Annotated in this window: 19 protein-coding genes; 4 read left to right on the forward strand and 15 right to left on the reverse strand. The window is 62.8% G+C overall.

Annotated elements, in window-relative coordinates; translation table 11 throughout:
• Positions 1 to 546 precede the first annotated feature (546 nt).
• The 3 genes from AC1RKJ_RS06440 to AC1RKJ_RS06450 are packed head-to-tail and all read right to left on the reverse strand — an operon-like array spanning position 547 to position 3,322.
• Entirely contained in the window at positions 547 to 1,359 is an 813-nt protein-coding gene (locus tag AC1RKJ_RS06440) for an MlaD family protein (RefSeq protein ID WP_492790243.1), read from the reverse strand.
• 48 nt (positions 1,360 to 1,407) lie between these two features.
• Positions 1,408 to 2,178 carry an ABC transporter ATP-binding protein gene (locus AC1RKJ_RS06445; protein WP_492790244.1) on the reverse strand — a complete coding sequence of 257 codons (771 nt, stop codon included), beginning with the start codon at positions 2,176 to 2,178 and terminating at the stop codon, positions 1,408 to 1,410.
• Positions 2,179 to 2,188: 10 nt separating this feature from the next.
• Entirely contained in the window at positions 2,189 to 3,322 is a 1,134-nt protein-coding gene (locus AC1RKJ_RS06450; RefSeq protein ID WP_492790245.1) for an ABC transporter permease, read from the reverse strand.
• A gap of 122 nt (positions 3,323 to 3,444) precedes the next feature.
• Here AC1RKJ_RS06450 and dgcA point away from each other — a divergent pair, with 122 nt between their 5' ends.
• Positions 3,445 to 4,449 carry an N-acetyl-D-Glu racemase DgcA gene (gene dgcA / locus AC1RKJ_RS06455; RefSeq protein ID WP_492790246.1) on the forward strand — a complete coding sequence of 335 codons (1,005 nt, stop codon included), beginning with the start codon at positions 3,445 to 3,447 and terminating at the stop codon, positions 4,447 to 4,449.
• On the opposite strand, the gene AC1RKJ_RS06460 is transcribed toward dgcA, so the two are convergent.
• A complete protein-coding gene (locus AC1RKJ_RS06460) occupies positions 4,446 to 5,639 on the reverse strand; it encodes an MFS transporter (protein ID WP_492790247.1) in 1,194 nt (397 codons plus the stop codon). The two genes, dgcA and AC1RKJ_RS06460, sit on opposite strands and share 4 nt — an antisense overlap.
• 98 nt (positions 5,640 to 5,737) lie before the next feature.
• Here AC1RKJ_RS06460 and AC1RKJ_RS06465 point away from each other — a divergent pair, with 98 nt between their 5' ends.
• Positions 5,738 to 6,781 (forward strand): hypothetical protein, encoded by a 1,044-nt coding sequence (locus tag AC1RKJ_RS06465; RefSeq protein WP_492790248.1) that lies wholly within the window; start codon positions 5,738 to 5,740, stop codon positions 6,779 to 6,781.
• Between the two features lie 48 nt (positions 6,782 to 6,829).
• On the opposite strand, the gene AC1RKJ_RS06470 is transcribed toward AC1RKJ_RS06465, so the two are convergent.
• The 5 genes from AC1RKJ_RS06470 to thiD form a co-directional block, all read right to left on the reverse strand.
• Positions 6,830 to 7,810, reverse strand: a complete 981-nt coding sequence (locus tag AC1RKJ_RS06470) for a threonine ammonia-lyase (protein WP_492790249.1) — start codon at positions 7,808 to 7,810, stop codon at positions 6,830 to 6,832.
• Between the two features lie 63 nt (positions 7,811 to 7,873).
• Entirely contained in the window at positions 7,874 to 8,947 is a 1,074-nt protein-coding gene (locus tag AC1RKJ_RS06475) for a glycosyltransferase family 4 protein (RefSeq protein WP_492792659.1), read from the reverse strand.
• A complete protein-coding gene (locus tag AC1RKJ_RS06480; RefSeq protein ID WP_492790250.1) occupies positions 8,947 to 9,744 on the reverse strand; it encodes a UDP-2,3-diacylglucosamine diphosphatase in 798 nt (265 codons plus the stop codon). The genes AC1RKJ_RS06475 and AC1RKJ_RS06480 overlap by 1 nt, the downstream gene beginning before the upstream one ends.
• Positions 9,745 to 9,801: 57 nt before the next feature.
• Positions 9,802 to 10,461, reverse strand: coding sequence for a class I SAM-dependent methyltransferase (locus AC1RKJ_RS06485; protein WP_492790251.1), 660 nt, complete (start codon positions 10,459 to 10,461; stop codon positions 9,802 to 9,804).
• 115 nt (positions 10,462 to 10,576) lie between these two features.
• Positions 10,577 to 11,377 (reverse strand): bifunctional hydroxymethylpyrimidine kinase/phosphomethylpyrimidine kinase, encoded by an 801-nt coding sequence (thiD, locus tag AC1RKJ_RS06490; RefSeq protein ID WP_492790252.1) that lies wholly within the window; start codon positions 11,375 to 11,377, stop codon positions 10,577 to 10,579.
• Positions 11,378 to 11,535: 158 nt separating this feature from the next.
• Here thiD and AC1RKJ_RS06495 point away from each other — a divergent pair, with 158 nt between their 5' ends.
• Positions 11,536 to 11,778 (forward strand): Lrp/AsnC ligand binding domain-containing protein, encoded by a 243-nt coding sequence (locus AC1RKJ_RS06495; RefSeq protein WP_492790253.1) that lies wholly within the window; start codon positions 11,536 to 11,538, stop codon positions 11,776 to 11,778.
• 356 nt (positions 11,779 to 12,134) lie between these two features.
• Here AC1RKJ_RS06495 and AC1RKJ_RS06500 read toward each other — a convergent pair whose 3' ends face one another.
• The 3 genes from AC1RKJ_RS06500 to AC1RKJ_RS06510 form a co-directional block, all read right to left on the reverse strand.
• Positions 12,135 to 13,919, reverse strand: coding sequence for an adenylate/guanylate cyclase domain-containing protein (locus tag AC1RKJ_RS06500; RefSeq protein ID WP_492792660.1), 1,785 nt, complete (start codon positions 13,917 to 13,919; stop codon positions 12,135 to 12,137).
• A 222-nt stretch (positions 13,920 to 14,141) separates the two neighbouring features.
• Positions 14,142 to 15,119 carry a DMT family transporter gene (locus AC1RKJ_RS06505; RefSeq protein ID WP_492790254.1) on the reverse strand — a complete coding sequence of 326 codons (978 nt, stop codon included), beginning with the start codon at positions 15,117 to 15,119 and terminating at the stop codon, positions 14,142 to 14,144.
• A gap of 155 nt (positions 15,120 to 15,274) precedes the next feature.
• Positions 15,275 to 16,192, reverse strand: coding sequence for a c-type cytochrome (locus AC1RKJ_RS06510; protein WP_492790255.1), 918 nt, complete (start codon positions 16,190 to 16,192; stop codon positions 15,275 to 15,277).
• An 88-nt stretch (positions 16,193 to 16,280) separates the two neighbouring features.
• Here AC1RKJ_RS06510 and AC1RKJ_RS06515 point away from each other — a divergent pair, with 88 nt between their 5' ends.
• Positions 16,281 to 16,700 (forward strand): CHRD domain-containing protein, encoded by a 420-nt coding sequence (locus AC1RKJ_RS06515; RefSeq protein WP_492790256.1) that lies wholly within the window; start codon positions 16,281 to 16,283, stop codon positions 16,698 to 16,700.
• 95 nt (positions 16,701 to 16,795) lie between these two features.
• On the opposite strand, the gene AC1RKJ_RS06520 is transcribed toward AC1RKJ_RS06515, so the two are convergent.
• The 3 genes from AC1RKJ_RS06520 to murJ form a co-directional block, all read right to left on the reverse strand.
• Positions 16,796 to 17,245 carry a cytochrome c gene (locus AC1RKJ_RS06520; RefSeq protein ID WP_492790257.1) on the reverse strand — a complete coding sequence of 150 codons (450 nt, stop codon included), beginning with the start codon at positions 17,243 to 17,245 and terminating at the stop codon, positions 16,796 to 16,798.
• A gap of 112 nt (positions 17,246 to 17,357) precedes the next feature.
• Positions 17,358 to 19,661 carry a xanthine dehydrogenase family protein molybdopterin-binding subunit gene (locus AC1RKJ_RS06525; protein WP_492790258.1) on the reverse strand — a complete coding sequence of 768 codons (2,304 nt, stop codon included), beginning with the start codon at positions 19,659 to 19,661 and terminating at the stop codon, positions 17,358 to 17,360.
• A 73-nt stretch (positions 19,662 to 19,734) separates the two neighbouring features.
• A complete protein-coding gene (gene murJ, locus AC1RKJ_RS06530; RefSeq protein ID WP_492790259.1) occupies positions 19,735 to 21,261 on the reverse strand; it encodes a murein biosynthesis integral membrane protein MurJ in 1,527 nt (508 codons plus the stop codon).
• Between the last annotated feature and the right edge of the window lie 30 nt (positions 21,262 to 21,291).

The following is a 21,291-nucleotide window of genomic DNA, read 5'->3' on the forward strand; positions in this document are numbered from 1 at the left end:
GAAATATTTCGTGATGGGGACACAAATCCCCGCGCTCCGGACCTCTCTTATGTTCAGCACGTCCTGTTCGTGAGGGGCGCTTCTCGAGGGCGCTTTGAAGCGGAGCAGGATGCGGCGCCTGCACGTGTGTTTCGCAAACACACGCTCGGGAGGCTGGGGTCACCGTCCGGGCCAACTACGTGGCTCTGCCGTTCGCGGCTGGACGCGGACAGGATGAAGGCGGAGAAATCCCGCCGGATAAAGGACGCACCGCGTCCGTCCTGTCCCGGAAGTACGGTCCTCTCGCCCAAAATCGCCGCAGTGGAGCGCCGTGAGGCGATGCGCTTCCGGAGACACGCCGCTTCGCACGCGGTGCCGGAAGCGAAACAAACACAAGATGCGCTTTACGGCGCTCCATGCCCCTCGCTGTTTGAGGGGAGATTAGCGGACACAACTCGCGCGTGACGCGAGAACGAACGCGCGCGCGTGGAATGACCGTGGCTGTTTGAAAATTGAATCTGGAGGTCCGCTCTTTCACCTCGCCCCGTTTACGGGGAGAGGTTGAGCTTACCGCTGCCGCGCGCGGGCGTCGGCGGGATTAGGCGCCGGTGCTGCATCCTTCTGCCCTGCGCCGAACAGCACGCGGGTCGGGTTGCGGTCGAAGTTGTTCACCGCACGGCTGATGTCCGCGAGCGTGCGGCGGCCGTCGATGATCAGGCCGGCGGAGCGCTTGTCGAGGTTCTCGGCCAGCTCGCGGAAGGACTTCGCAGCCCCCTGCAACTCGCCCTTCTCGCCCATCAGCCCATCGACACCGGCCATGATGCTGTCGATGCGCGTGGAGTTGGCAGCGAGACTCTTGGAGAACACCTCGATGTTGGCCATGCTGCTCTTCAGGGCTTCCTGGTTATCGAGGACAAGCTTGTTGACGTTCTGCAGCACGCCGCGCACCGCCTCGCCGATGTCCTGGATCGCGTTCGGATCGGCGGTCAGCGTCGGAACGCCGTCCTCTGCCGTCGGCACGTCGCCCGCTTCGAGCGAACCACCCTTGAGCGAGATCGAGGACACGCCGGTGAGGCCGGCGAACTCGAGACCGACCAGCGAGTCCTTGCGGATCGGCGCGGACTTGTCGACGGCGGTGATGACGACGACGCGCTTCGGATCGTCGAGCTTGATCGACGTCACTTCGCCGATCTTGATACCGTTGAAGTTGACGTTGCCGCCGGTGCGCAGGCCGGACGCAGCGCCCTCGAACACGATGCGAAGCGGGATGCGCTGCGCGGCCGCCCCGAGGTTCTGAAACCAGAACACAAAGCCAAAGGCCGCGGCTACCACCGCCAGCGTGAACGTCCCGATCAGGACGTAATTTGCCTTTGTTTCCATAAACTTAACTCCAAATACCTACGCAATAGAACACAAGACTGACGCAGACTAGGCGACAACTGCACGGGCGCGCTTGCCATGAAAATAGGCCCGCAGCCATGGGTGCTGCGAGGCCAGCATGTCGTCCATCGTGCCTACCAAGAGAACCTTGCGATCCCCCAACACTGCGATGCGATTGCAGGCCGTTTTAAGGCTGTCGAGATCATGGGTTACCATAAAAACGGTCAGCCCTAAAGTACGCTGCAACGTCATCACCAGCTGGTCGAAGTCGCCGGCGCTGATGGGATCGAGGCCGGACGTCGGCTCGTCGAGAAACACGATTTCGGGGTCGAGCGCGAGAGCCCGCGCCAGCGCGACGCGCTTGATCATGCCGCCCGACAGTTCGGACGGAAAACGGTCGGCGACCTCCGGCTTGAGGCCCACCATGGCGAGCTTGGCGATGGCGATTTCATCGAGCAGCCGCTCCGACACGTTCATGAACTCGCGCACCGGGAACTGGATGTTCTGCCGCACGTTCAGCGACGAGAACAGCGCGCCGTGCTGGAACAAGACGCCCCAGCGGCGCTCGACCGCGCGGCGCTGGTCCTCGCTCGCTTCGCCCATGTTGACGCCGAACACCTCGATGTTGCCGCTGAGCTTCGGCATCAGGCCGATGATGGTGCGGGTCAGCACCGACTTGCCCGCGCCCGATGCGCCGACGAAGCCGAGGATTTCTCCGCGTTTCACGTCGAGATCGAGATGGTTGAGGATCAGGTTGTCGCCGAAACCGACCGTGAGGTCGCGCACCCGGATGATCGCATCGTCGGAATAGGCCGCCATCGTCCTCGCCTCAAATATTGATCGTCGCGAAGAAGATCGCGAACAGACCGTCCATGACGATGACGAAGAAGATCGATTTCACCACCGACGCCGTGGTGTGCTGGCCGAGCGACTCCGCGCTGCCTTTCACGGCCGCACCTTCCACACAGGCGACCACGCCGATCACCAGCGCCATGAAGGGCGCTTTGACCATGCCGACCGTGAAATGATTGATCGAAATCGCTTCCTTCAGACGCGCCAGAAACGCATCGGGCTGCACGCCGCCGTAACCCCACGCGACAAGCCCGCCGCCGTAAAGCGCGGCCATGGCGCCGAGGAACGCGAGAATGGGCATGGCGATGATAAGCGCCACGATCCGCGGCAGGATCAGCACCTCGGTCGGATCGAACCCCATGGTCCGCAACGCGTCGACTTCCTCGCGCATCCGCATCGAACCGAGTTCGGCGGTGTAGGCGCTGCCCGAACGGCCCGCGACCATGATCGCCACCAGCAGCACGCCGAGTTCGCGCAGCACCAGCACGCCGAGCATGTCGACCACGAACACGTCCGCGCCGAACTTGCGGAAATGGAAAATGCCCTGCTGGGCGATGATGCAGCCGATCAGGAAGGTGATGAGCACCACGATCGGAACGGCGCGCCAGCACACCTGCTCCAGATGATGGACCATGGAGGTGAAACGGAAACTGGTCGGATGGCGCACGACGCGGAACATCGCATTGAGGATCGCGCCCATCATGCCGATCAGGCCGACCAGCGTACCGCCGACCTCGACGACGCTGCGGCCGACGCCCTCAAGCATCCCGGTCAGGGATTGCCGGTGCCGCTGATGGACGACCCCGGCCTTCACCTGCCGAACTTCATTGACGAGGCTCGCATAGTTCTCGGACAGGCCGGCGACCCGGGGCTCGACGCCGCCTTGGGTCAGGCTGCGGCGCAGCCGTTCGATCAGCCAGGCCCCGAACGTGTCGAGGCTGGAGACCTGCGAGACGTCGATCACGATATTGGCGGAGCCGCCGTTTCGCTTCTCGGTGTCCTCGACGATCTTTTCAAGATCGGGCGCGTGATGGACCGTCCATTGGCCAGCCGCGCGCAGCGCGACGCCCGCGCCGACGGTAACCTGCTCCAATGTCGGATTGCCGTTCAAGCCCAGCTCCTGCGGTTGATCAAACAACCTACCACGATGCCAACAATCTGTACGGGGATGCTGCTAAGAGCCATAATTGCCGCGCCCGGGCAAGCCCGCCCTCACGAAAATCGATTTCACAAATGACGCCATCGCTCAACCTTGCCGCCCGGATCGAGCGCTGGCCGATCGCCGGCAGCTTCACCATCAGCCGGGGCGCGAAAACAGAAGCCGTGGTCATTGTGGCCGAGGTAAGTCGCCAAGGCCTTAATGGTGAGGTCATTCTCGGGCGCGGCGAATGCGTTCCCTATGCCCGTTACGGCGAGACGCCTGAAATCACGCTGGCAGCGGTCCTGGCCATGCAGGAGGCGCTTCGCGGCGGGCTGGACCGGCAGGCACTCCAGCAGCGGATGCAACCGGGAGCCGCCCGCAACGCGCTGGACTGCGCGCTCTGGGACCTGGAGGCCAAGGTAGCGAATAAGCGGATCTGGGACCTGCTCGGACAGCCCGCGCCGCGGCCGCTGACCACGGCCTACACCATCTCGCTGGGGACGCCGCCGGCCATGGCCGAAGCGACCGCGAAGGCCGCCCATCGGCCGCTGCTCAAGGTCAAGCTTGGAGGCGACGGTGACGAAGCCCGGATCGCAGCGGTCCGGAAGGCGGCCCCCGATGCGGAACTGATCGTGGACGCCAACGAGGCGTGGACCGACGGCAACCTGGAACGGCATCTGGCGGCCTGCGCATCGGCCGGGGTGACCATGGTCGAACAGCCCCTGCCTGCCGGACAGGACGCGGTGCTGGCCCGTATCAAGCGGCCCGTCGCCGTCTGCGCCGATGAGAGCGTGCATGACCGCGCCTCGCTCGACGGATTGCGCGAGCGCTACGACGCCATCAACATCAAGCTCGACAAGACAGGCGGGCTCACGGAAGCGCTGGCGATAGCCGAGGCGGCACGGGCGCTGGGATTTGACCTGATGGTCGGCTGCATGGTGGCCACCTCGCTGGCCATGGCCCCGGCGATGATGATCGCGCAGGGCGCGCGGGTGGTTGACCTTGATGGCCCGCTATTGCTGGCCCGGGACCGCGACAACGGCCTGCGCTACGACGGCAGCACGGTGCATCCGCCCGACGCCGGCCTTTGGGGTTAGTCCGTCAAGGTGTGGTGCGCATCAAGCCGCCGGCGCGCTATCGCCATCACGATACCGCCCGCGAGCGCCATCGCCGCCATCGCGTAGTAGACGCCCTCGCCGACCCGCGCATAAATCAGACCGGACAGCATCATGGTCAGGCTGGTCACGGCCCCCTGCAACGCCACCATGTAGCCCTGCGCGCTGGCGAGCATGTGGTGCGGCACGCTGCGGACCATCAAGGCGACGGTGCCGACCTGCGTGATCCCGAAGGTCAGGCCGTGCGTCAATTGCACCGCCACGAGAGCCTCGAACGGCGGATCCTGCGCGGTGATCACCCAGCGCAACACACCACTCACCGCGCCGATCATCACAAGAACGGCCGGCGACAATGTGAAGCGCGGCGAGATCGCAAACACCACGATCTCCGCGATCACGCCGAGCGACCAGAGTGCGGCAATGGTGAAGCCGCCGAAACCGGCGTTTTGCCAAGTGATGGAGGAAAAAGCGTAATAGGCGGCGTGGCTGCCCTGGATCAGCGCAGACGCTCCGATAATGGCAAGGAATGGCGGCTTCCGGAGCAGCGCGCTCGCCCGCCCATGTGGCGGCGATCCGGTCGCAGGTGCGTCCAGCGGGACGATGCCGAGACCGACGAACGCGCTGATGGCCGCGACAGCCACGATGATCCAGATCAGGTGCTGCGGGTCGATCACCTGCAACAACAGCCCCGCCAGCAGCGCGAACACCACGAAGGACGCGGAGCCCCACAACCGCATCCGCCCATAGTCGAGAGCATGGCGCGCGACGCCTTTCAGCGCGTAGCCGTCGGTCAGCGGACTGAGCGGGGTCCACAGGCACGCGATCAGCGCATAGACAACCAGGATCGTCAGCGGATCGCGAAGCTGTCCCAGCACGGCAAATCCCGTGGCGGTCGCGAACGCCAGCGCGATCATCGTTCCGCGCATGATCTGGCGACGTTCGGCTGATGCCGTCACGAACGGTAATATCGTGAAACGGGAGAGCGACGGCGCCGCGGTGATGATTCCGATCCAGGAGACATCGATGCCGATGGTCTTCAGCCAGACCGGGAAAAACGGCATATGCACCCCGATGATGCCGAAGGTCGAGGCGTAAAACAGACTGATGCGGCGAGCAAATCGGTCAGCGACGGATTGCCCGGTCGGGTGCTTTTGTGATTCGCTGGCAGACACGGGAATTGCGATTCGCTGCGGTTCGTGTTGATCGTATCTAGCGCTTGTTCGGCGCTTATGGACACCGCTTTCAGCTTTGGGTTTCCAGTCAGGTTCTTATGGCCAACGAAGCCTTCGCCTTGTCACCTATTTCGGCCCGCGCCGCTTCACCGAGCGACGCGGACTTCGAAGCTATCCGCGAGGCGTTTCTGGAAACCGCGCGTGGCCGCTGGTTTCTGGACGAATACACGAAGCGCAACCGCAACGCCGATACGGCGATGGTGCTGGAAGCCGTCGCGCGCATCGAACAGTCGCTTGCCGCCCAGAAGGAAGAGGCGGGCCCGCTAGTTTCAAACGACCCGACTCCCAGTGAAGTGCCTTCCAGCGGACTGCCGGAGGCGATGGCGGCCGTAAAACTTATCGTGGCCGCGGCGCGCGAAAGCGCCGCAATGGCAATGGCCGGCCCGATCCTTGAGGAAGCCCTCGCTCCGTCGCGCAAATGCGCGCGCGTGATCCGCGAGATCGCATGGGGACTGCGCGAATCCGGCGCGGACGGCCGCATCTGTTCCCTGCTGGAGTCGCAGGTCGATGCGATCAACGCCGCCTGCGACAATGTCGTGGCAAGCGGTCTTCGCGATGAGATTCTGCAAGCCTTCGATCAGGCGGCGCAGCAGATTGACGGCATCGGCCCGGCAGCATCGCTGCTGGATGAGCCTGTTGCGGCGGTCCATTCCGTCGATTTCGGCCACGCGCCGGCTGAGCCGCCCGAAGACGCTCCGGACATCGCGATCCAAGACATCGCCATCGATGACAGTTTGTTTGAGCTGGCGGCAGCCGCTCCGGAGGCTGCAGCGCCGGACACGATGGCCGAGGCCGCTCCGCCGGTTGACGTAAGCCCGGCGGTGGAAACGGTCCCCGCTTCCGTTGAGATGGACGTTACACCGGAGCCCCGCAGGACGGTGCATCTGGAGATCGTCCCCGACGCAAGGGTCGAGCCCGTTGCGGCGATCGTGCCGCAGCCAGTCGCCGCGGCGCCGTTGTCGACGCTGGGTGAAAGCCTGATCGCAAACGGTATCGTCGCGAAACCTGCGTCGTCGCGCAGCGATCCGCTGGCCCCGATCCGGCGCATGAGCCAGGCCGAGAAAATCGCGTTTTTCAGCTAAAGGCTAAATGGCGGCGAACTTCGCCGCAAAGGGCGAAACTGTGACGCCTTACTGAATCAGCCTCGCGAACAAATCCGCATCGACATTGCCGCCGGACAGCACGATGGCGACGATCTTGCCCTTGGCGTCGATATACCCTGCGAGAAGCGCGGCAAGCGCAACCGCTCCGCCCGGCTCGACCACCAGCTTCAGTTCTCGAAACGCGAACGCCACCGCCTTCGCCACCTCATCGTCGGTAACCGTGACGCCCTTCACGCCGAGCTTCTGGTTGACGGCGAATGTGATCTCACCGGGGATCGAGGCCATCAGCGCGTCGCAGATGGTGCGGCCGACAGCCCGATGCGGTTCGCGGTGGCCCGCGCTGAACGACCGGGCGTGATCGTCGAAGCCATGAGGCTCGACGGTGACCAGCCCGACACCGGGAAACTTCGCTTTTGTCGCGAGCGCGATACCGGCCATCAAGCCGCCGCCGGATGCGGGCGCGGACACGACGTCGGGTGCGATGCCCAGGGCCGCAAGATCCTCCGCGATCTCGCGGCCGACCGTGCCCTGCCCCGCGATGACCCATGGATCGTCATAGGGCGGAACCACCGTCGCACCGCGCTTGCTTGCGAGATCGCGCGCGATGGCATCGCGATCCTCCCTGTCGCGATCGTAGGGAACGACCTCCGCGCCATAGCCTTTGGTCCGCTCGATCTTGGAGACCGGCGCGTCCGACGGCATCACGATCGCCGCCGGCATGTTCAGCAGTTGCGCGGCCGCCGCCACGCCCTGCGCGTGGTTGCCTGACGAGAACGCCACGACCCCCGCTTTTCGCGCGGCTTCCGGGATGGAGGATAATTTGTTGTAGGCGCCGCGAAACTTGAAAGAACCTGTTCGCTGCAACACTTCAGGCTTGAGAAACACCCGACCGCCCACAAGCGCATCGAGCGCGGGCGACGTCACAAGGCGGGTTCTGACGGCGACGGGCGCAAGCACCCGCGCGGCGGAATCGATATCGGCGATGGTGGGAAGGACAAGTTCGGTCATGGCGCATGTATAGCGCGCCGATTCATCCGGGCAAGATCGCCAGCGAGAAACGGCTATGCGCGATCAGACGTTCGGAATGGATTCCGACGTCAACCGGAGCCTGCGGGCCAGCCGACGACGCCAGCGGCGCTTGACCTGCGGGGGCCGTTCGCGCGTCACGTTGTCGATAAAGGTCTGAGCGCATGCGCCCCAGCTTCGGGCGACCGCGAACTCGCGGCAGGTCTCGCGGCAGATATCCAGCGCCGCCAGACATGCCGCGCGCAAATCGTTGTTCAGGACACCGACCGGCGCATCGCCGATCACATCGAGCGGGCCGGAGACAGGCAGCGCCGCGACAGGCACGCCGCTGGCGAGCGCCTCAAGCAGGACAAGGCCGAAGGTGTCGGTCTTGCTCGGGAACACAAAGACGTCGGCGGCGGCATAAGTCTCCGCCAGCTTCTCGCCCTGCATGGTGCCAAGAAACACGGCGTCGGGGAATTTGCGTTCCAGCTCGACGCGGGCTGGGCCGTCGCCGACCACGATCTTGGTGCCGGGCAAATCCAGTTCCAGAAACGCTTCGAGGTTTTTTTCGACCGCGACGCGGCCCACCGACAGAAAAATCGGACGAGGCAACCCGAGATCGAACTCGCGCGGCCGGAACGTCGTCGCGTCGACGCCGCGCGACCACAACACGACATTACGGAATCCGCGCCCGCGCAACTCGTCCGCAAGCGCTGGCGTCGCCGCCATCACCGCGTCGCTGGTGCTGTGGAAATAGCGCAACGCCGCCCAGACCCAGCTTTCGGGAATCGGGAAACGCGCGGAAATGTATTCGGGAAAGCGGGTATGGAAGCTCGTGGTGAACGGCACCTTGTTCTTCTGGCAATACCGCCGCACCAGAATCCCGATCGGGCCTTCGGTCGCGATGTGAACGTAATCGGGCTGCGCTTCCTCGATCATCCGCGCGATCTTGCCCGGCCGGGGCAACGCCACATGCAGATCGGCGTAGCTCGGCAAGGAGACCGTGCGAAACGATTGCGGCGTCAGGAATTCGACATCGACGCCCATCGACGTGGCGGCCTCAGCCATCTTGGTGAGGGTCCGCACCACGCCGTTGACTTGCGGATGCCAGGCGTCCGTTGCGATGAGAATGCGCATCAGGCGGCCTGCGCCGTCACGCGCGGAACGGACTGCGTCCGGCGCAACGGGTCGGTCCATGTCAGGATTTCAAAGCGGCCGTCTTCGTGCTCGACCAGCGCGGTGCAGCTTTCGACCCAGTCTCCGCAGTTCATGTAGCGGATGCCGTTCTCGTCGCGGATCGTGGCGTAGTGAATGTGGCCGCAGATCACGCCGTCCGCGCCGTGCCGTTTGGCTTCTCCGGCCAGCGTCTGTTCGAACGCGCCGATATAGTTGACGGCGTTCTTCACCTTCAGCTTGGCCCATTGCGACAGCGACCAGTACGGCACGCCGAACAGTTTCCGGAATGCGTTGACAAGACGGTTCATCTGGATCGCGAAATCGTAAGCCTTGTCGCCGAGATGCGCGAGCCACCGCGCGTTCTGCACCACGAGATCGAAGATGTCGCCATGGATGACGAGATAGCGCTTGCCGTCCGCGCCTTCGTGAATCGCGTTCTCGACGACTTCGATGCCGCCGAAATGCGTGCCGTAGTAGGAGCGCAGGAACTCGTCGTGATTGCCGGGGATATAGATCACCCGCGCGCCCTTGCGGACCCTGCGCAGCATCTTCTGCACGAAGTCGTTGTGGGACTGCGGCCAGTACCAGTTGGATTTCAGCGCCCAGCCATCGATGATGTCACCGACGAGATAGATGGTGTCGGCGTCGTGACAGCGGAGAAAATCGAGGAGACGGTCGGCTTGCGAGCCGCGGGCTCCGAGGTGGACATCGGAGATAAACAAAGTGCGAAAGAGCCGATCTGGACTGCCGTCGCTCATAACCTGTCTTTCCATAGGCGAGCGCTTATCAGAATCGCATGACAGCCCGATGACGGATCAGGCGGCCTGCGACGTGAGAGTTCGCTCGAAACAAACCAGCGTGTAGATGCCAAACGGCGCAACTTTGCGACGCTCGATGAGGGTGGTGCTTGCGTTTGATTGCGCCCACGCCTGAAGCCGCGCGAACGGAAATTCCGGGCGAAGACCGAGCGCGCGGGTTTTCTGCGCAGCCCAGCGCTCGACGGCGGCGGCAACGCCGACCTCCGAATAGAGATGATTGACGAGGATGATGCGCCCGCCCGGCTTCACCACGCGGTGGCATTCGGACAGCACCTGCTCGGGATTGGCGACCAGCGTGATGACAAACTGCGCTACCACACAATCGAATGTCGCGTCGTCGAACGTCATATGGTGCGCGTCCATCTGGTGGACCGCCTTGACGAACGGATACTTTCCGCTCGCCATTTTCATGCGCGCCTTCTCGAGCATCGGCGCGCTCATGTCGATGCCGGTGATCTCGGTGCTGCGGTCGTAGTCGTCGAACGAAAGACCAGTGCCGACGCCAACTTCGAGTATCTTGCCGCCGATGGAGCGGGCGGCGGCGGCGGCGGCGCGCCGGCCCTTCACCATGACGGGGCCGCACACCGCGTCGTAGATCGGCGCCCAGCGGGCGTAGGCGGTTTCAACGATGGACTTGTCGAGATCGGTGCTCGTCATTTTTGATCCAGTAAGCGGCCTGACAGGAATCAGACACATCGTTTGCTTGACTGGCGAATAACAGCGGAGTGCGACAAACAGGCGACAGACGCGGCGGGTTGTCGCGTTGGTTTCGTTAATCGAAGGCGTGGAAGTGATGGATCGGTCCGTGACCATGGCCAACACTGAGGCGGTCCGCCGCGGCGATGGCGGCGCTGACATAGGCCTTGGCATCGCGGACCGCAGCTTCCAGGCTGCCGCCTTTCGCAAGCCCCGCTGCGATGGCCGAGGACAGCGAGCAGCCGGTGCCATGGGTGTTGTTGGTGGCGATGCGCGGCGCCGCCAGCCGGATCACTGAACTGCCGTCGACCAGATAATCGATGCTCTCGGGGCCGTGGGCGTGACCGCCCTTGATCAGCACCGCCGGGCATCCGAGCGCCAGCAGCCGCCTGCCCTGACGTTCGATGTCCGTCTCGTTGTCGGCGATAGCTTCATCGAGCAGCGCGGCGGCTTCCGGCAGGTTCGGCGTGATCAGGCTTGCCCGCGGGAAAAGCTTTTTGCGCAAGGCATCGATCGCGTCGGGCGACAGCAGCCGTGCTCCCGACGTTGCCACCATCACGGGATCGACGACGACATGCTTCGGCGACCAGCGAGTGAGCCCCGCGACAATGGCCTCGATGGCTTCGCTCCGGGCTACCATACCGATCTTGACCGCCTTCACATCAAGGTCGGTGAACACGGCATCGAGCTGCGCGGTGATGAAGTCCGCCGGCACGTCGTGGATGCCGGTGACGCCTTTGGTGTTCTGCGCCGTCAACGCGGTGATCGCCGACGCGCCGTAGACGCCGCAGGCCGCGAACGTCTTGAGGTCAGCCTGGATGCCCGCGCCTCCGCTCGAATCGGAGCCCGCAATCGTCAGCGCAATCGGTATGGTCATGGCGTTCTCATCGGGCGTTTCGCCTGCCGAAACCCCTTATTTGTATGATTTAACGCGCCGGAGTCCCCCCAGCAAGGCGGGTTGCCACGGTGGCCGGATTTGGCTCTATTGCGCTTCAGCACGATGCCCCACGATACGATTTGCCGGGAGAAACAGCGATGGTCCCCTTCTTTATCCAGATCAAATGCAAGCTGGGCCAGTCCTACACTGTCGCCAATGCGCTCGCGGAAGCCGAGATCGCCTCTGAAATCTACTCGACCGCGGGGGACTACGATCTGCTGGTCAAATTCTACGTCGACAGCAGCACCGACATCGGCCATTTCGTCAACGAGAAGGTCCAGGTCATTCCCGGCATCCAGGAAACCTACACCATCATCACCTTCAAGGCCTTCGGGGCTTAGGGCGTGGACTCATTAGCACGCAGCCAGATTCGGATTGATGCAAGCTTGATGAACGCCAGATAGTTCGCCGCGAGTTTGTCGTATGCACGCGACGGTCATTTACACGCCGAACGCCGCGCGTCTTGTTCGGCAGCATCGGCTTGATGGCGGTCCATTCAAAGTCGCTGAGTTCGTAGCGCATGATTCGAGGCTCCGGTTTCGGAGCTTGAATCACGTCCGTCGCGGAGCCGCTAATACTCCGAATTGACTTCCGCTTTCGGCGGCATAGCGGACATGGCCGGACTTACTGCTGGCTCGACCCGGTCGCGAATGACCCAAGCCGGACCTGTCAGATGTTCAGCGCAATCTTTGGCCGCTCAACCTTCGGGAACGCCGGCCATGCGCAAGCCCTCATAGCAGCGCTCGCGCCCAGCGAGGTAAGTTGGCTCGTCAGTCGCTGTGCCGGCGCGGAAACGCCGTATGGTGAAGCCTGGATCGAGAGCGAGGCCCGTTTGAACTGCTGTGCGCGCCTGGTCGAGCTCACCGACAAGCGCCAGCTCAGCCGCGAGATGGAAATGCGCGGCAGAAAAATTTCGGTTCGCTTCAAGCGCCCGGCGCATCCACCCGACGGCTTCAGTGCCGGCATTGAGCTGCGCCTTGCCGAGGCCGGCCCACAGCATCCATACATTCGCAAGTGTGTCGCGCGGAGAAAGGCGAAATGCCTCGTTGATGTGGTGTTCCGTTTCTCCGCCGCGACCGAGCAGATACTTGGCGTAGCCAATGAGACCATAAGCACCCGCCGAATTACGATCCAGTGCCAATGCCTGCTCGCACTCTGCGATGCCTTGGGCTGGGCGCTTCGTTAACATGAGGACTAGACCCAGATGCAAGTGGGCCATTGGATGATTCGGTGCGAGGGACAACACGCTGGTTAAGGTGGTTTCGGCGTTCGCAAATCGCGCCAGCCTGTCGTCGGTCATATCCGCAGCCCCAACTGACGCATCGACCATCGCCAAACCATGCATCGCATCGAGGTTTCCGGGGTCAAGCGTCAGAGCTCGTTGAAAGAAAATTTGCGCTTGTGTCATCAATTCAGGAGTTAGCCCCTTGTTAAACCAAGCCCTGCCTTGAAAGAATAAATCCATCGAACTGGGATTTGGAGATCGTTCGGCTCGCCGTGCTTCGGCTGCAACAAGCTGCGCGCCCAGCGTGTTTGCAAGCCTCGATACGATTTCGTCCTGCATGTCGAACAGATCGGCGACGGGCTTGTCAAAACGTTCGGCCCAGAGGTGATTGCCGGTTCCGGCATCGATCAACTGCACATTCACGCGAAGGCGGTTGCCGCTACGCTGCACCGATCCTTCGAGAACGTACCGGACGTTCAACTCGGACCCAAGCCGCTTCACATCAACGGCGTTGCCCTTGTATGTAAAGGCCGTGTTACGAGCGATAACAAATGAGCCGCTGATACGGGACAGATCTGTCGTAAGACTTTCGGTCACGCCATCGGCGAAATAGTCTTGCTCGGGATCGCCACCAATGTTGGCGAAGGGCAGCACCACGATTGAAAGACGAGGGGTCGAATGCTGGCTCGACATTGCGTGATCAGCTTGCATGTCCGGGTTAAGTCGATCCTGGACAACGGCATAAGCCCGCACTGGACGCGCGATGTTCTTGAGGCTCTGCTCGCCCAAATCAGTGAACTCAACCGCGACCTTTTCGCGAACTTGATCGTAGGCGGAGCCCGAGATGCAAATGCCCCCGGGCTCGGCGATACCTTCAAGTCGTGCCGCGACGTTGACGCCGTCACCGAGAATGTCATCGCCCTCGATCAGGATGTCGCCGAGGTTGATCCCGATCCGAAACAGCATGCGCCGATCCTGTGGCACACCGACGTTACGCTCGGCCATGACCGCCTGTACTGCTACCGCGCATTCCACCGCATCGACGACCGAGGCAAACTCCAGCAACAAGCCATCACCCGTGGTCTTCACAATACGGCCGCCATGCCTGGCGATCAGCGCATCGGATATGACCCGGTGTTCACGCAGGTTTCGGGCGGTGCCTACCTCATCGATCCCCATGAGGCGCGAATAGCCGGCCACGTCGGCGGCCAATATTGCTGACAGCCGTCGTTCGACCCTTATCCGGTCTTGCCCCATACCCCGCGCGGCCCCTTCCAGGCTCTTTGGTACGACAAATCGGGTCGCCGCGCCAACATCAACACCTAACGCGCCGAGCGTCACGGGACGGGCTCATGTCGGTTGTTGGCACATCGCGTCATTTCGCTGCTGCGCAGCAACTGCGTCGCTTGAGGAGCAAAGCGGACATCGACCTCGTTGCGCCACGCGACCGGGTTTATGGGTACACGGCCTAGGAGGTCTTCAGGCTGCCTTCGCCGTGCCTGTGACCGGCGCGTCGGGATCTTCCTCGTCGTCGGCGGTGGTTGCGATGGCCGCAACCGGCATGTCGCGCAGCCGCTTCAGGCCGAGATAGCGCTCGCGCAGGATCACGAAAATCCCAGCACCGGCAACCACCACTGCGCCGACGACGACATAGAGCGTCGGGACTTCGCCGAAGAACCAGTAGCCGAGCATGAACGCCCACAGCATCGCGGTGTAGTCGAACGGCGCGAGAAACGACGCCGGCGCGTAGCGATAACTGTCGGTGAAGAAGATCTGCCCGAGCCCGCCGGCGATGCCGATCCCGGCGAGGATCGCAAGCTCCTCCCAGGTCGACGGAATGCGCCAACCGAACGGCGCCGTCAGCAGCGACACGACCAGCACCAGCAGCGTCATGAAAATCACGATGGACGACGTCGTCTCGGTCGCGGTCAGGCGGCGGATCTGAATCGACGCGCCGCCCGAGGTGAATGCATTGGTCAGCGCGAAGAACACGCCCGCCGCCATCGAGGCCGTCAACACTGTGTGGTCGCGTGCATAAGGCGTCAGCATCAAGATCACGCCGCCGAAGCCGAACACCACCGCCGACCAGCGGTAGGCATGAACGTGCTCCTTGAGGAACACAGCCGCGAAGATCACGGTGATCAGCGGCGCAAGGAATGCGATGGCGGTGAAATCCGCCAGCGGAATGCGGGCAAGCGCCGCGAAGGTCGCGAAGGTGCCGACCACGCTGAAGACACCACGCAGCAGATGATCGGCTGGCCGCTTGGTGTAGAGCGCGCCACGCAGTTGCCCGCGCCAGGCAAACACGATCAGGATCGGGACAAGCGCAAACACGGACCGAAAGAACGCAACCTGCCCTTCCGGATAGGCTCCACCCAGATAGCGCACCTGGGCGCCCATGGCCGCAAACATCAGCGTGCTGGCAGCCTTGAACGATACGGCTTTGACGATATTCATTTGAGGAAAGCGGGAATCCGGGGGCAATTCAGCCCGACAAAGCATGTAGGGAGGCTCCGGAAAACCCCGGTCTCAACATGGCTTTCCGCCGGGCTATGCGGGCAGACCTACGCCGACAGGCCCGCGGCTAGGGTCTTCTGCGCAGGTCTTTTTGCTCAGGTCTTTTTCTTGGGCCGCGCCGGACCATCGACCGCCGGAAGCGACTTCAGATAGGCCGCCATGGCCGCGCGGTCCGCGTCGCTCAGCTCAGACGTATTCTTGATGACGCGTACCATCGAACCGCCCGCAGTGTCGCCTGACGGCGTCTCGCCGGTCTTGAGGAACCATGCGAGCTCCTTTTCCGACCAGTCCTTGAGACCCTTCTGGGTGATGTTCGGCACCCAGCCCTCGCCTTCGGGATTCGGTCCGCCGGCGAACTTCTGCGAAGAGACGATGCCGCCGAGGAAATTGCGCGGGCTGTGGCACTCGGCGCAGTGACCGAGGCCGTTCACGAGATAAGCGCCGCGATTCCATGCCGCCGATTGTTTCGGATCAGGCGCAAACGGTTTGTCGTCGAGGAACAGGAATTTCCAGCCGCCGACCAGACGCCGCACGTTGAACGGAAAACTCACGTTGTGATCGCGGATGCGCCCCGACAGCGGCGGCAGCGTCCTGATGTAGGCGAACAGGTCGCGGATGTCGTTGTCGGTCGCGTGCTGATAGGAGCCGTAGGGAAACGCAGGAAAATAGTGCGTCCCAGCAGGCGACGTTCCCTTCTTCATCGCGGTGACGAAATTCGCCTCGGTCCAGCCGCCGATGCCGTTCTGCTTGTGCGGCGAAATGTTCGGTGCGTAGAACGTGCCGAATGGCGACGGAATGGCGAGCCCACCGCCGAGCATGGTGCGCGGCTCACCGGTCACCGCATGGCATGACGCACAGCCGCCGGCATCGAATACGGCCTTGCCGTTGGCGAGGTTCGGCGAATAGGCGGGCAACGCTTCGGCAGACACTACCGCCGGCACGGTGACGAACCAGAAAACTCCCAGGCCGGCGACAAGGGCGACGATCGCCAGCAGGAAAAGCTTCCGAAACATTATCGCCCCCGGAGAAATCGACAGGAACTAAAAGACCAAGGCCAGTGTTCAATCGATATTGGAAGTACCAAAACTAGGGGAGAAAACCATGAACGGCAAAACATTTACGGTCGCGGCCCTGGCGTGCATCGCACTCAGCGGACCGGCATTCGCCGAGAAGATGACCATGAAGGTCAATCTGACCAGCGCAGCCGAAGTACCTGCCAATACCAGCCCGGGAAAGGGCACCGCGGACGTCACATATGATACGGCGACCAAAATGCTGACATGGAAGGTGACCTATTCCGGCCTCACCGGCCCGGCCACCATGGCGCATTTCCACGGTCCCGCCGAAGCCGGCAAGAACGCGCCGGTAGCCGTTCCGTTCAAGGATGCTGCCAGCGGGGCCCAGGGCAGCGCCACCCTCACCGACGCTCAGGCCGCCGACCTGATGGCCGGAAAGATGTACATCAACATCCATACCGAGGCGAACAAGGGCGGCGAGATCCGCGGACAGGTCACCAAGTAGTTTCGCACCGAGATCTTATCGGATACCAAAAGGGGCGGATCGCTTGAATGCGACCGCCCCGTGATCATTTGCCTGAACTGGATGAAATCAAGCGGTCACTTCAGCTTGACCCGGTAGGTTTCGTGACAATCGTTGCACCGGTCGTTGATGGTGGTGTAAGCCGCCTTCAGACTATCCGCATCCTTGATCTTGCCCTTGGCGTCCGCAATAGCCTTGGCAACCGGAGGAATTTTCGAATCGAAATCCGCCTTGTTCTGCCAGATTTTTTGCGACGATCCATAGTCCGCACCGAAAACATCTTCCTTCGGATTGATCGCAAAAACATTCGCAACCTTTCCAACATTCTCTTCGAGCTGAACCAGTGCGGCATTGATAGCCGCCTGATCGTAGGCGGACTGGCCTCTCACTGTGCGGCCGAGCACCCCATACATCGGTCTCGCCAGTGTCTTCATCAGCTTATCCTGCTGCTCGGCGATGTCTTGCTGGGCGGAGACAGCCGTCACACCGAGCACGATCGCGGCGGCCACAAGAACGGAACGCATCATCAGGATATTTCCTTCCCTCGGTTTCAAAATGGTTCTTTCCGCAACCCTGGCAGAGTCCAACATTCCCGTCGCGAACTGACAAGCCCAACAATTTTTTGTGGTGCGGGAATTTCTACAATCGGTGCTCGCGACGACTCTGCGCGATCGCCGTCCAGACCCGCTCGGCGGTGGCCGGCATATCGATGTGATCGATTCCGTACTCGCGCCAGAGGCCCTCGATGATTGCGTTCACCACCGCGGGACATGAACCGATCGCGCCTGCTTCGCCGGCGCCCTTGACGCCGAGCGGGTTGGTCGTGCACGGCACATTGCGGGTCTCGAACTTGATCGAAGGCCCGTCCGCCGCGCGCGGCAGCGCGTAGTCCATGAACGTGCCCGTCACAAGCTGGCCGTCCACGCTGTCGTAGACCGCCTGCTCCATCAGGGCCTGTCCGATGCCCTGGATGGTGCCGCCGTGCACCTGTCCCGCCAGCAGCAACGGATTGAGCGTGACGCCGAAGTCATCGACGATGACATAGTTCACGACATGGATCGCGCCCGTGGCCGGGTCGATTTCAACTTCGGCAAGGTGCGTGCCGTTCGGATAGGTGCCGTCCGCGCTGGTGAACGTCTCGCTCGCGCTCAGCTTCGACGGATCGCCCGCGCGCTTCGCAAGATCGGCGAATGAAATCGACCGGTCGGTGCCGGCGACGCGGATCGAACCGTTGCTGAATTCGAGATCGCCCGCGCCTGTTTCAAGCGCATCGGCCGCGATGTCTTTCAAATTCGCACCGAGCTTGCGGGTGGCCCGCTCCACGCTCACACCGCCGGACGGAATGGAGCTCGATCCACCGGTGCCGAGACCTGTGGGGATCTGGTCGGTGTCGCCCTGAAAGATATGAACGCGCTCGGGTGCGATCCCGAACTGTTCCGCGACAAGTTGCGCATAGGCGGTCTGATGTCCCTGCCCGGTCGACTGCGTGCCGATCAGGATCGAAACATCGCCGGTCGGATCGAGCCGCACCTGCGCGGTTTCCTCGCCCATGGTGCCGCAGACCTCGACATAGGTGCCGAGGCCGATACCGCGCACCAGACCCTGCTTCTTCGCGGCCTTGGCGCGCCTGGGGAAATCCTTCCACTCCGCGACCTCCATCGCGCGCTTCATGTGCGCGGCGAAGTCGCCGGAATCGTAGATCTTGCCGGTGGCCGTCGTGTACGGCATCGCGCGCGGCTGAATGAAGTTCTTGCGCCGGATCGCATCGGGCGTCATGCCGAGCTTGCGCGCGGCGGCATCGACCAGACGCTCGACCACATAGGCGGCTTCCGGGCGTCCAGCACCGCGATAGGCATCCACCGGCACGGTGTTGGTGAACACCGTACGGACACGGCAATGAAACGCGTCGATGTCGTAGAGGCCCGGCAGCATTCCCGCGCCGCCGTGCGGGATGTAGGGGCCGAAGGTCGAGAGATAGGCGCCCATGTCGCCCATCAGATCGACGTCCATGCCGAGAAACTTGCCGTCCTCGGCGAGCGCCATGCGCGCGGTGGTGAGATTGTCGCGTCCCTGCGCATCTCCGACAAAGTGATCGGCCCGCTCGGCGGTCCATTTCACCGTTTTATTCAGCTTACGCGCGGCAACCGCAGCCAGCGCGTATTCGCGATAGGGAAACAGCTTGGTGCCGAAACCGCCGCCCACATCGGGGCAGATCACGCGCATTTTCTCGACGGGGATGTTGAGAACGTTCTGACAGAGAATGTCGCGCAGCCGATGGCTGCCCTGGCTGCCGATCGTCAGCGTCAGGTGATCGCGCTTGGCATCGTACTCACAAACCACCGCGCGGGTTTCCATGTAATTGGTCACGACGCGCGGATTGACGATGGTGATTTCAGCCACCGCGTGGGCTTTCGCAAAGGCCGCTTCTGTCGCTTTTTTGTCGCCCAGCGCCGTATCGAACAGCACATTGCCTGCATGTTCCGGCCAGACCTGCGGCGCGCCTTTCTTCACCGCGTTGACCAGACCGATGACGGCCGGCAGCGGCGTCCATTCGACCTCGATCGCTTCAATCGCGTCGCGCGCCTGCTCCACCGTATCCGCCACGACGAATGCGACCGCATCGCCGACATGCCGGACGACATCGCGCGCGAGGATCGCATATGGCGGCCCGGTGAAAGGCTCGTCCGGAAGATTGAACAGACACGGAAGACCGCCTAGGTCTTTCACATCGTCGGCTGTCAGAACAGCGGCGACGCCAGGCAGGCCGCGGGCGCGCGATGCATCGATCTTGAACTTCGCGTGGGCGTGAGGAGAACGCAGCACCAGCGCATGAAGCGCGGACGACGGCGCGTAATCGTCCGTGTAGCGCCCCCTGCCGCGAATAAGAGCATCGTCTTCCTTGCGCAGGACACTTTGCCCGACGCCGAACTTGACTGGAGCCATGCGATCTCCGACTGCAAAACTGGAACGTTTCTAACGTCCATCATGCAGGGGAATGAGCGGAAGTGCAATTGCCCTAAGGGCGCACCAGGGCACCCAGCCAGCGCCGTCCGAACAGCAGCAACACGGACCCGCCATAAACGATCGCGCCCGCCGCGATCAAAATTCCGAGAGCGGTTTCATCGCGCAGCGAGGTCATGCCGGCCAGCACGGAGTACACCCATCGCGACATCAGCCAAAGCGCCGCAGCAAGCACAACACCTGCCACTGCGAACTTTCCGAGCGACGTCAGGAAAACGCGATCAAATACGAGGTATTTGCGGCGCACGGCAAACAGCACCACCAGCAGCAAATTGACCCATGCGCCGACGGCGGTGGCGAGCGCCAGGCCTATTTGCGCCAGCGAACCCACCAGCGCGATTTTCAATGCGACATTGACCGCAACCCCAGTGAGCGCGGCCTTGACCGGTGTGGCGGTGTCCTTGCGGGCATAGAAGGTGGCGATCGCACTCCTGATCAGGACGAAGGGAATCAACCCGATCGCATAGGCCGCAAGCGTCGCTCCGGCTGCGGCGGCATCGGCCTTCGAGAATGCGCCGCGCGCGAACATGGCGCGCATGATGACATCAGGCACCGTGAGGAAAGCAGCGACAAACGGTATCGAGAACAGCAATGTGAAGTCGAACGCGCGGCGTTGCGAGGCCATGGCGCCTGCATGATCGCCTGCGGTGATTCGCCGGGACATTTCCGGCAGCAACACCGTGCCGATGGCGATGCCGATGACGCCGATGGGCAACTGATTGAGCCGGTCGGCATAGTAAAGCGCGGACAACGCGCCCGCGGCCAGGAAGGTCGCAATGATCGTGTCGGCGAACAGCGCGATCTGCGTGCCCATCGAGCCGACCGTCGCAGGGCCAAGCGCGCGGAAGAACGCGCGTACATCATTGTCGAGCTTGAACGCGGAAAACTTCGGCAGAATGCCGTTGCGCCCGGCGTCCCCGGCCAGCAGGAAGAACTCTAAAAATCCCGCGATCAGAACGCCCCACGCGGCTGCGTAGCCGGCATTCGGGAAGAACGCAGCCAGCGCCAGCGTGAGCATCATCGACAGGTTGAGGAATATGGGCGCCGCCGCCGCCGTCGCGAAGCGATGCATGACATTCAGCATCCCGCCGTACAGCGTGACCAGCGTGATCAGCAGCAGGTACGGAAAGGTGATGCGGGACAACGAGACCGCAAGCTCACCGCGCACCGGGTCGCTGGTAAACCCCGGCGCGAGAACAGCGATGACCTGCGGCATGAACAGCCAGGCGATTACCAGCAGGACAGCCTGCACGCTGAACAGTAGCGTGAAGATGCGGTCGGCGAACAGCTTCGCGGACGGCTGGCTCTGGTTATAGAGATGCGAGTAGGCAGGGACGAAGGCGGCGTTGAACGCGCCTTCCGCGAAGATCGCCCGAAAATGATTGGGAAGCCGCAGCGCCACGAAAAAGGCGTCCGCCAACGGACCGGCGCCGAGGATCGCCGCGAGCATGATGTCGCGCGCGAAGCCCGTGACCCGCGAGAGAAGGGTATAGCCGCCGACGGTGAAAATTCGCCCGAGCATCCGCTGCTTCTATATCATGAGACAGCGTCG

The organism is Afipia sp. GW822-FHT04G07 (assembly GCF_058800765.1).

Coding starts and splice junctions, on each gene's coding strand:
- AC1RKJ_RS06440 (WP_492790243.1), bottom strand. CDS start 1,359: ATGGAAACAAAGGCAAATTACGTCCTGATCGGGACGTTCACGCTGGCG.
- AC1RKJ_RS06445 (WP_492790244.1), bottom strand. CDS start 2,178: ATGGCGGCCTATTCCGACGATGCGATCATCCGGGTGCGCGACCTCACG.
- dgcA (WP_492790246.1), top strand. CDS start 3,445: ATGACGCCATCGCTCAACCTTGCCGCCCGGATCGAGCGCTGGCCGATC.
- AC1RKJ_RS06465 (WP_492790248.1), top strand. CDS start 5,738: ATGGCCAACGAAGCCTTCGCCTTGTCACCTATTTCGGCCCGCGCCGCT.
- AC1RKJ_RS06470 (WP_492790249.1), bottom strand. CDS start 7,810: ATGACCGAACTTGTCCTTCCCACCATCGCCGATATCGATTCCGCCGCG.
- AC1RKJ_RS06475 (WP_492792659.1), bottom strand. CDS start 8,947: ATGCGCATTCTCATCGCAACGGACGCCTGGCATCCGCAAGTCAACGGC.
- AC1RKJ_RS06480 (WP_492790250.1), bottom strand. CDS start 9,744: ATGAGCGACGGCAGTCCAGATCGGCTCTTTCGCACTTTGTTTATCTCC.
- AC1RKJ_RS06485 (WP_492790251.1), bottom strand. CDS start 10,461: ATGACGAGCACCGATCTCGACAAGTCCATCGTTGAAACCGCCTACGCC.
- thiD (WP_492790252.1), bottom strand. CDS start 11,377: ATGACCATACCGATTGCGCTGACGATTGCGGGCTCCGATTCGAGCGGA.
- AC1RKJ_RS06495 (WP_492790253.1), top strand. CDS start 11,536: ATGGTCCCCTTCTTTATCCAGATCAAATGCAAGCTGGGCCAGTCCTAC.
- AC1RKJ_RS06500 (WP_492792660.1), bottom strand. CDS start 13,919: ATGGGGCAAGACCGGATAAGGGTCGAACGACGGCTGTCAGCAATATTG.
- AC1RKJ_RS06505 (WP_492790254.1), bottom strand. CDS start 15,119: ATGAATATCGTCAAAGCCGTATCGTTCAAGGCTGCCAGCACGCTGATG.
- AC1RKJ_RS06510 (WP_492790255.1), bottom strand. CDS start 16,192: ATGTTTCGGAAGCTTTTCCTGCTGGCGATCGTCGCCCTTGTCGCCGGC.
- AC1RKJ_RS06515 (WP_492790256.1), top strand. CDS start 16,281: ATGAACGGCAAAACATTTACGGTCGCGGCCCTGGCGTGCATCGCACTC.
- AC1RKJ_RS06520 (WP_492790257.1), bottom strand. CDS start 17,245: ATGATGCGTTCCGTTCTTGTGGCCGCCGCGATCGTGCTCGGTGTGACG.
- AC1RKJ_RS06525 (WP_492790258.1), bottom strand. CDS start 19,661: ATGGCTCCAGTCAAGTTCGGCGTCGGGCAAAGTGTCCTGCGCAAGGAA.
- murJ (WP_492790259.1), bottom strand. CDS start 21,261: ATGCTCGGGCGAATTTTCACCGTCGGCGGCTATACCCTTCTCTCGCGG.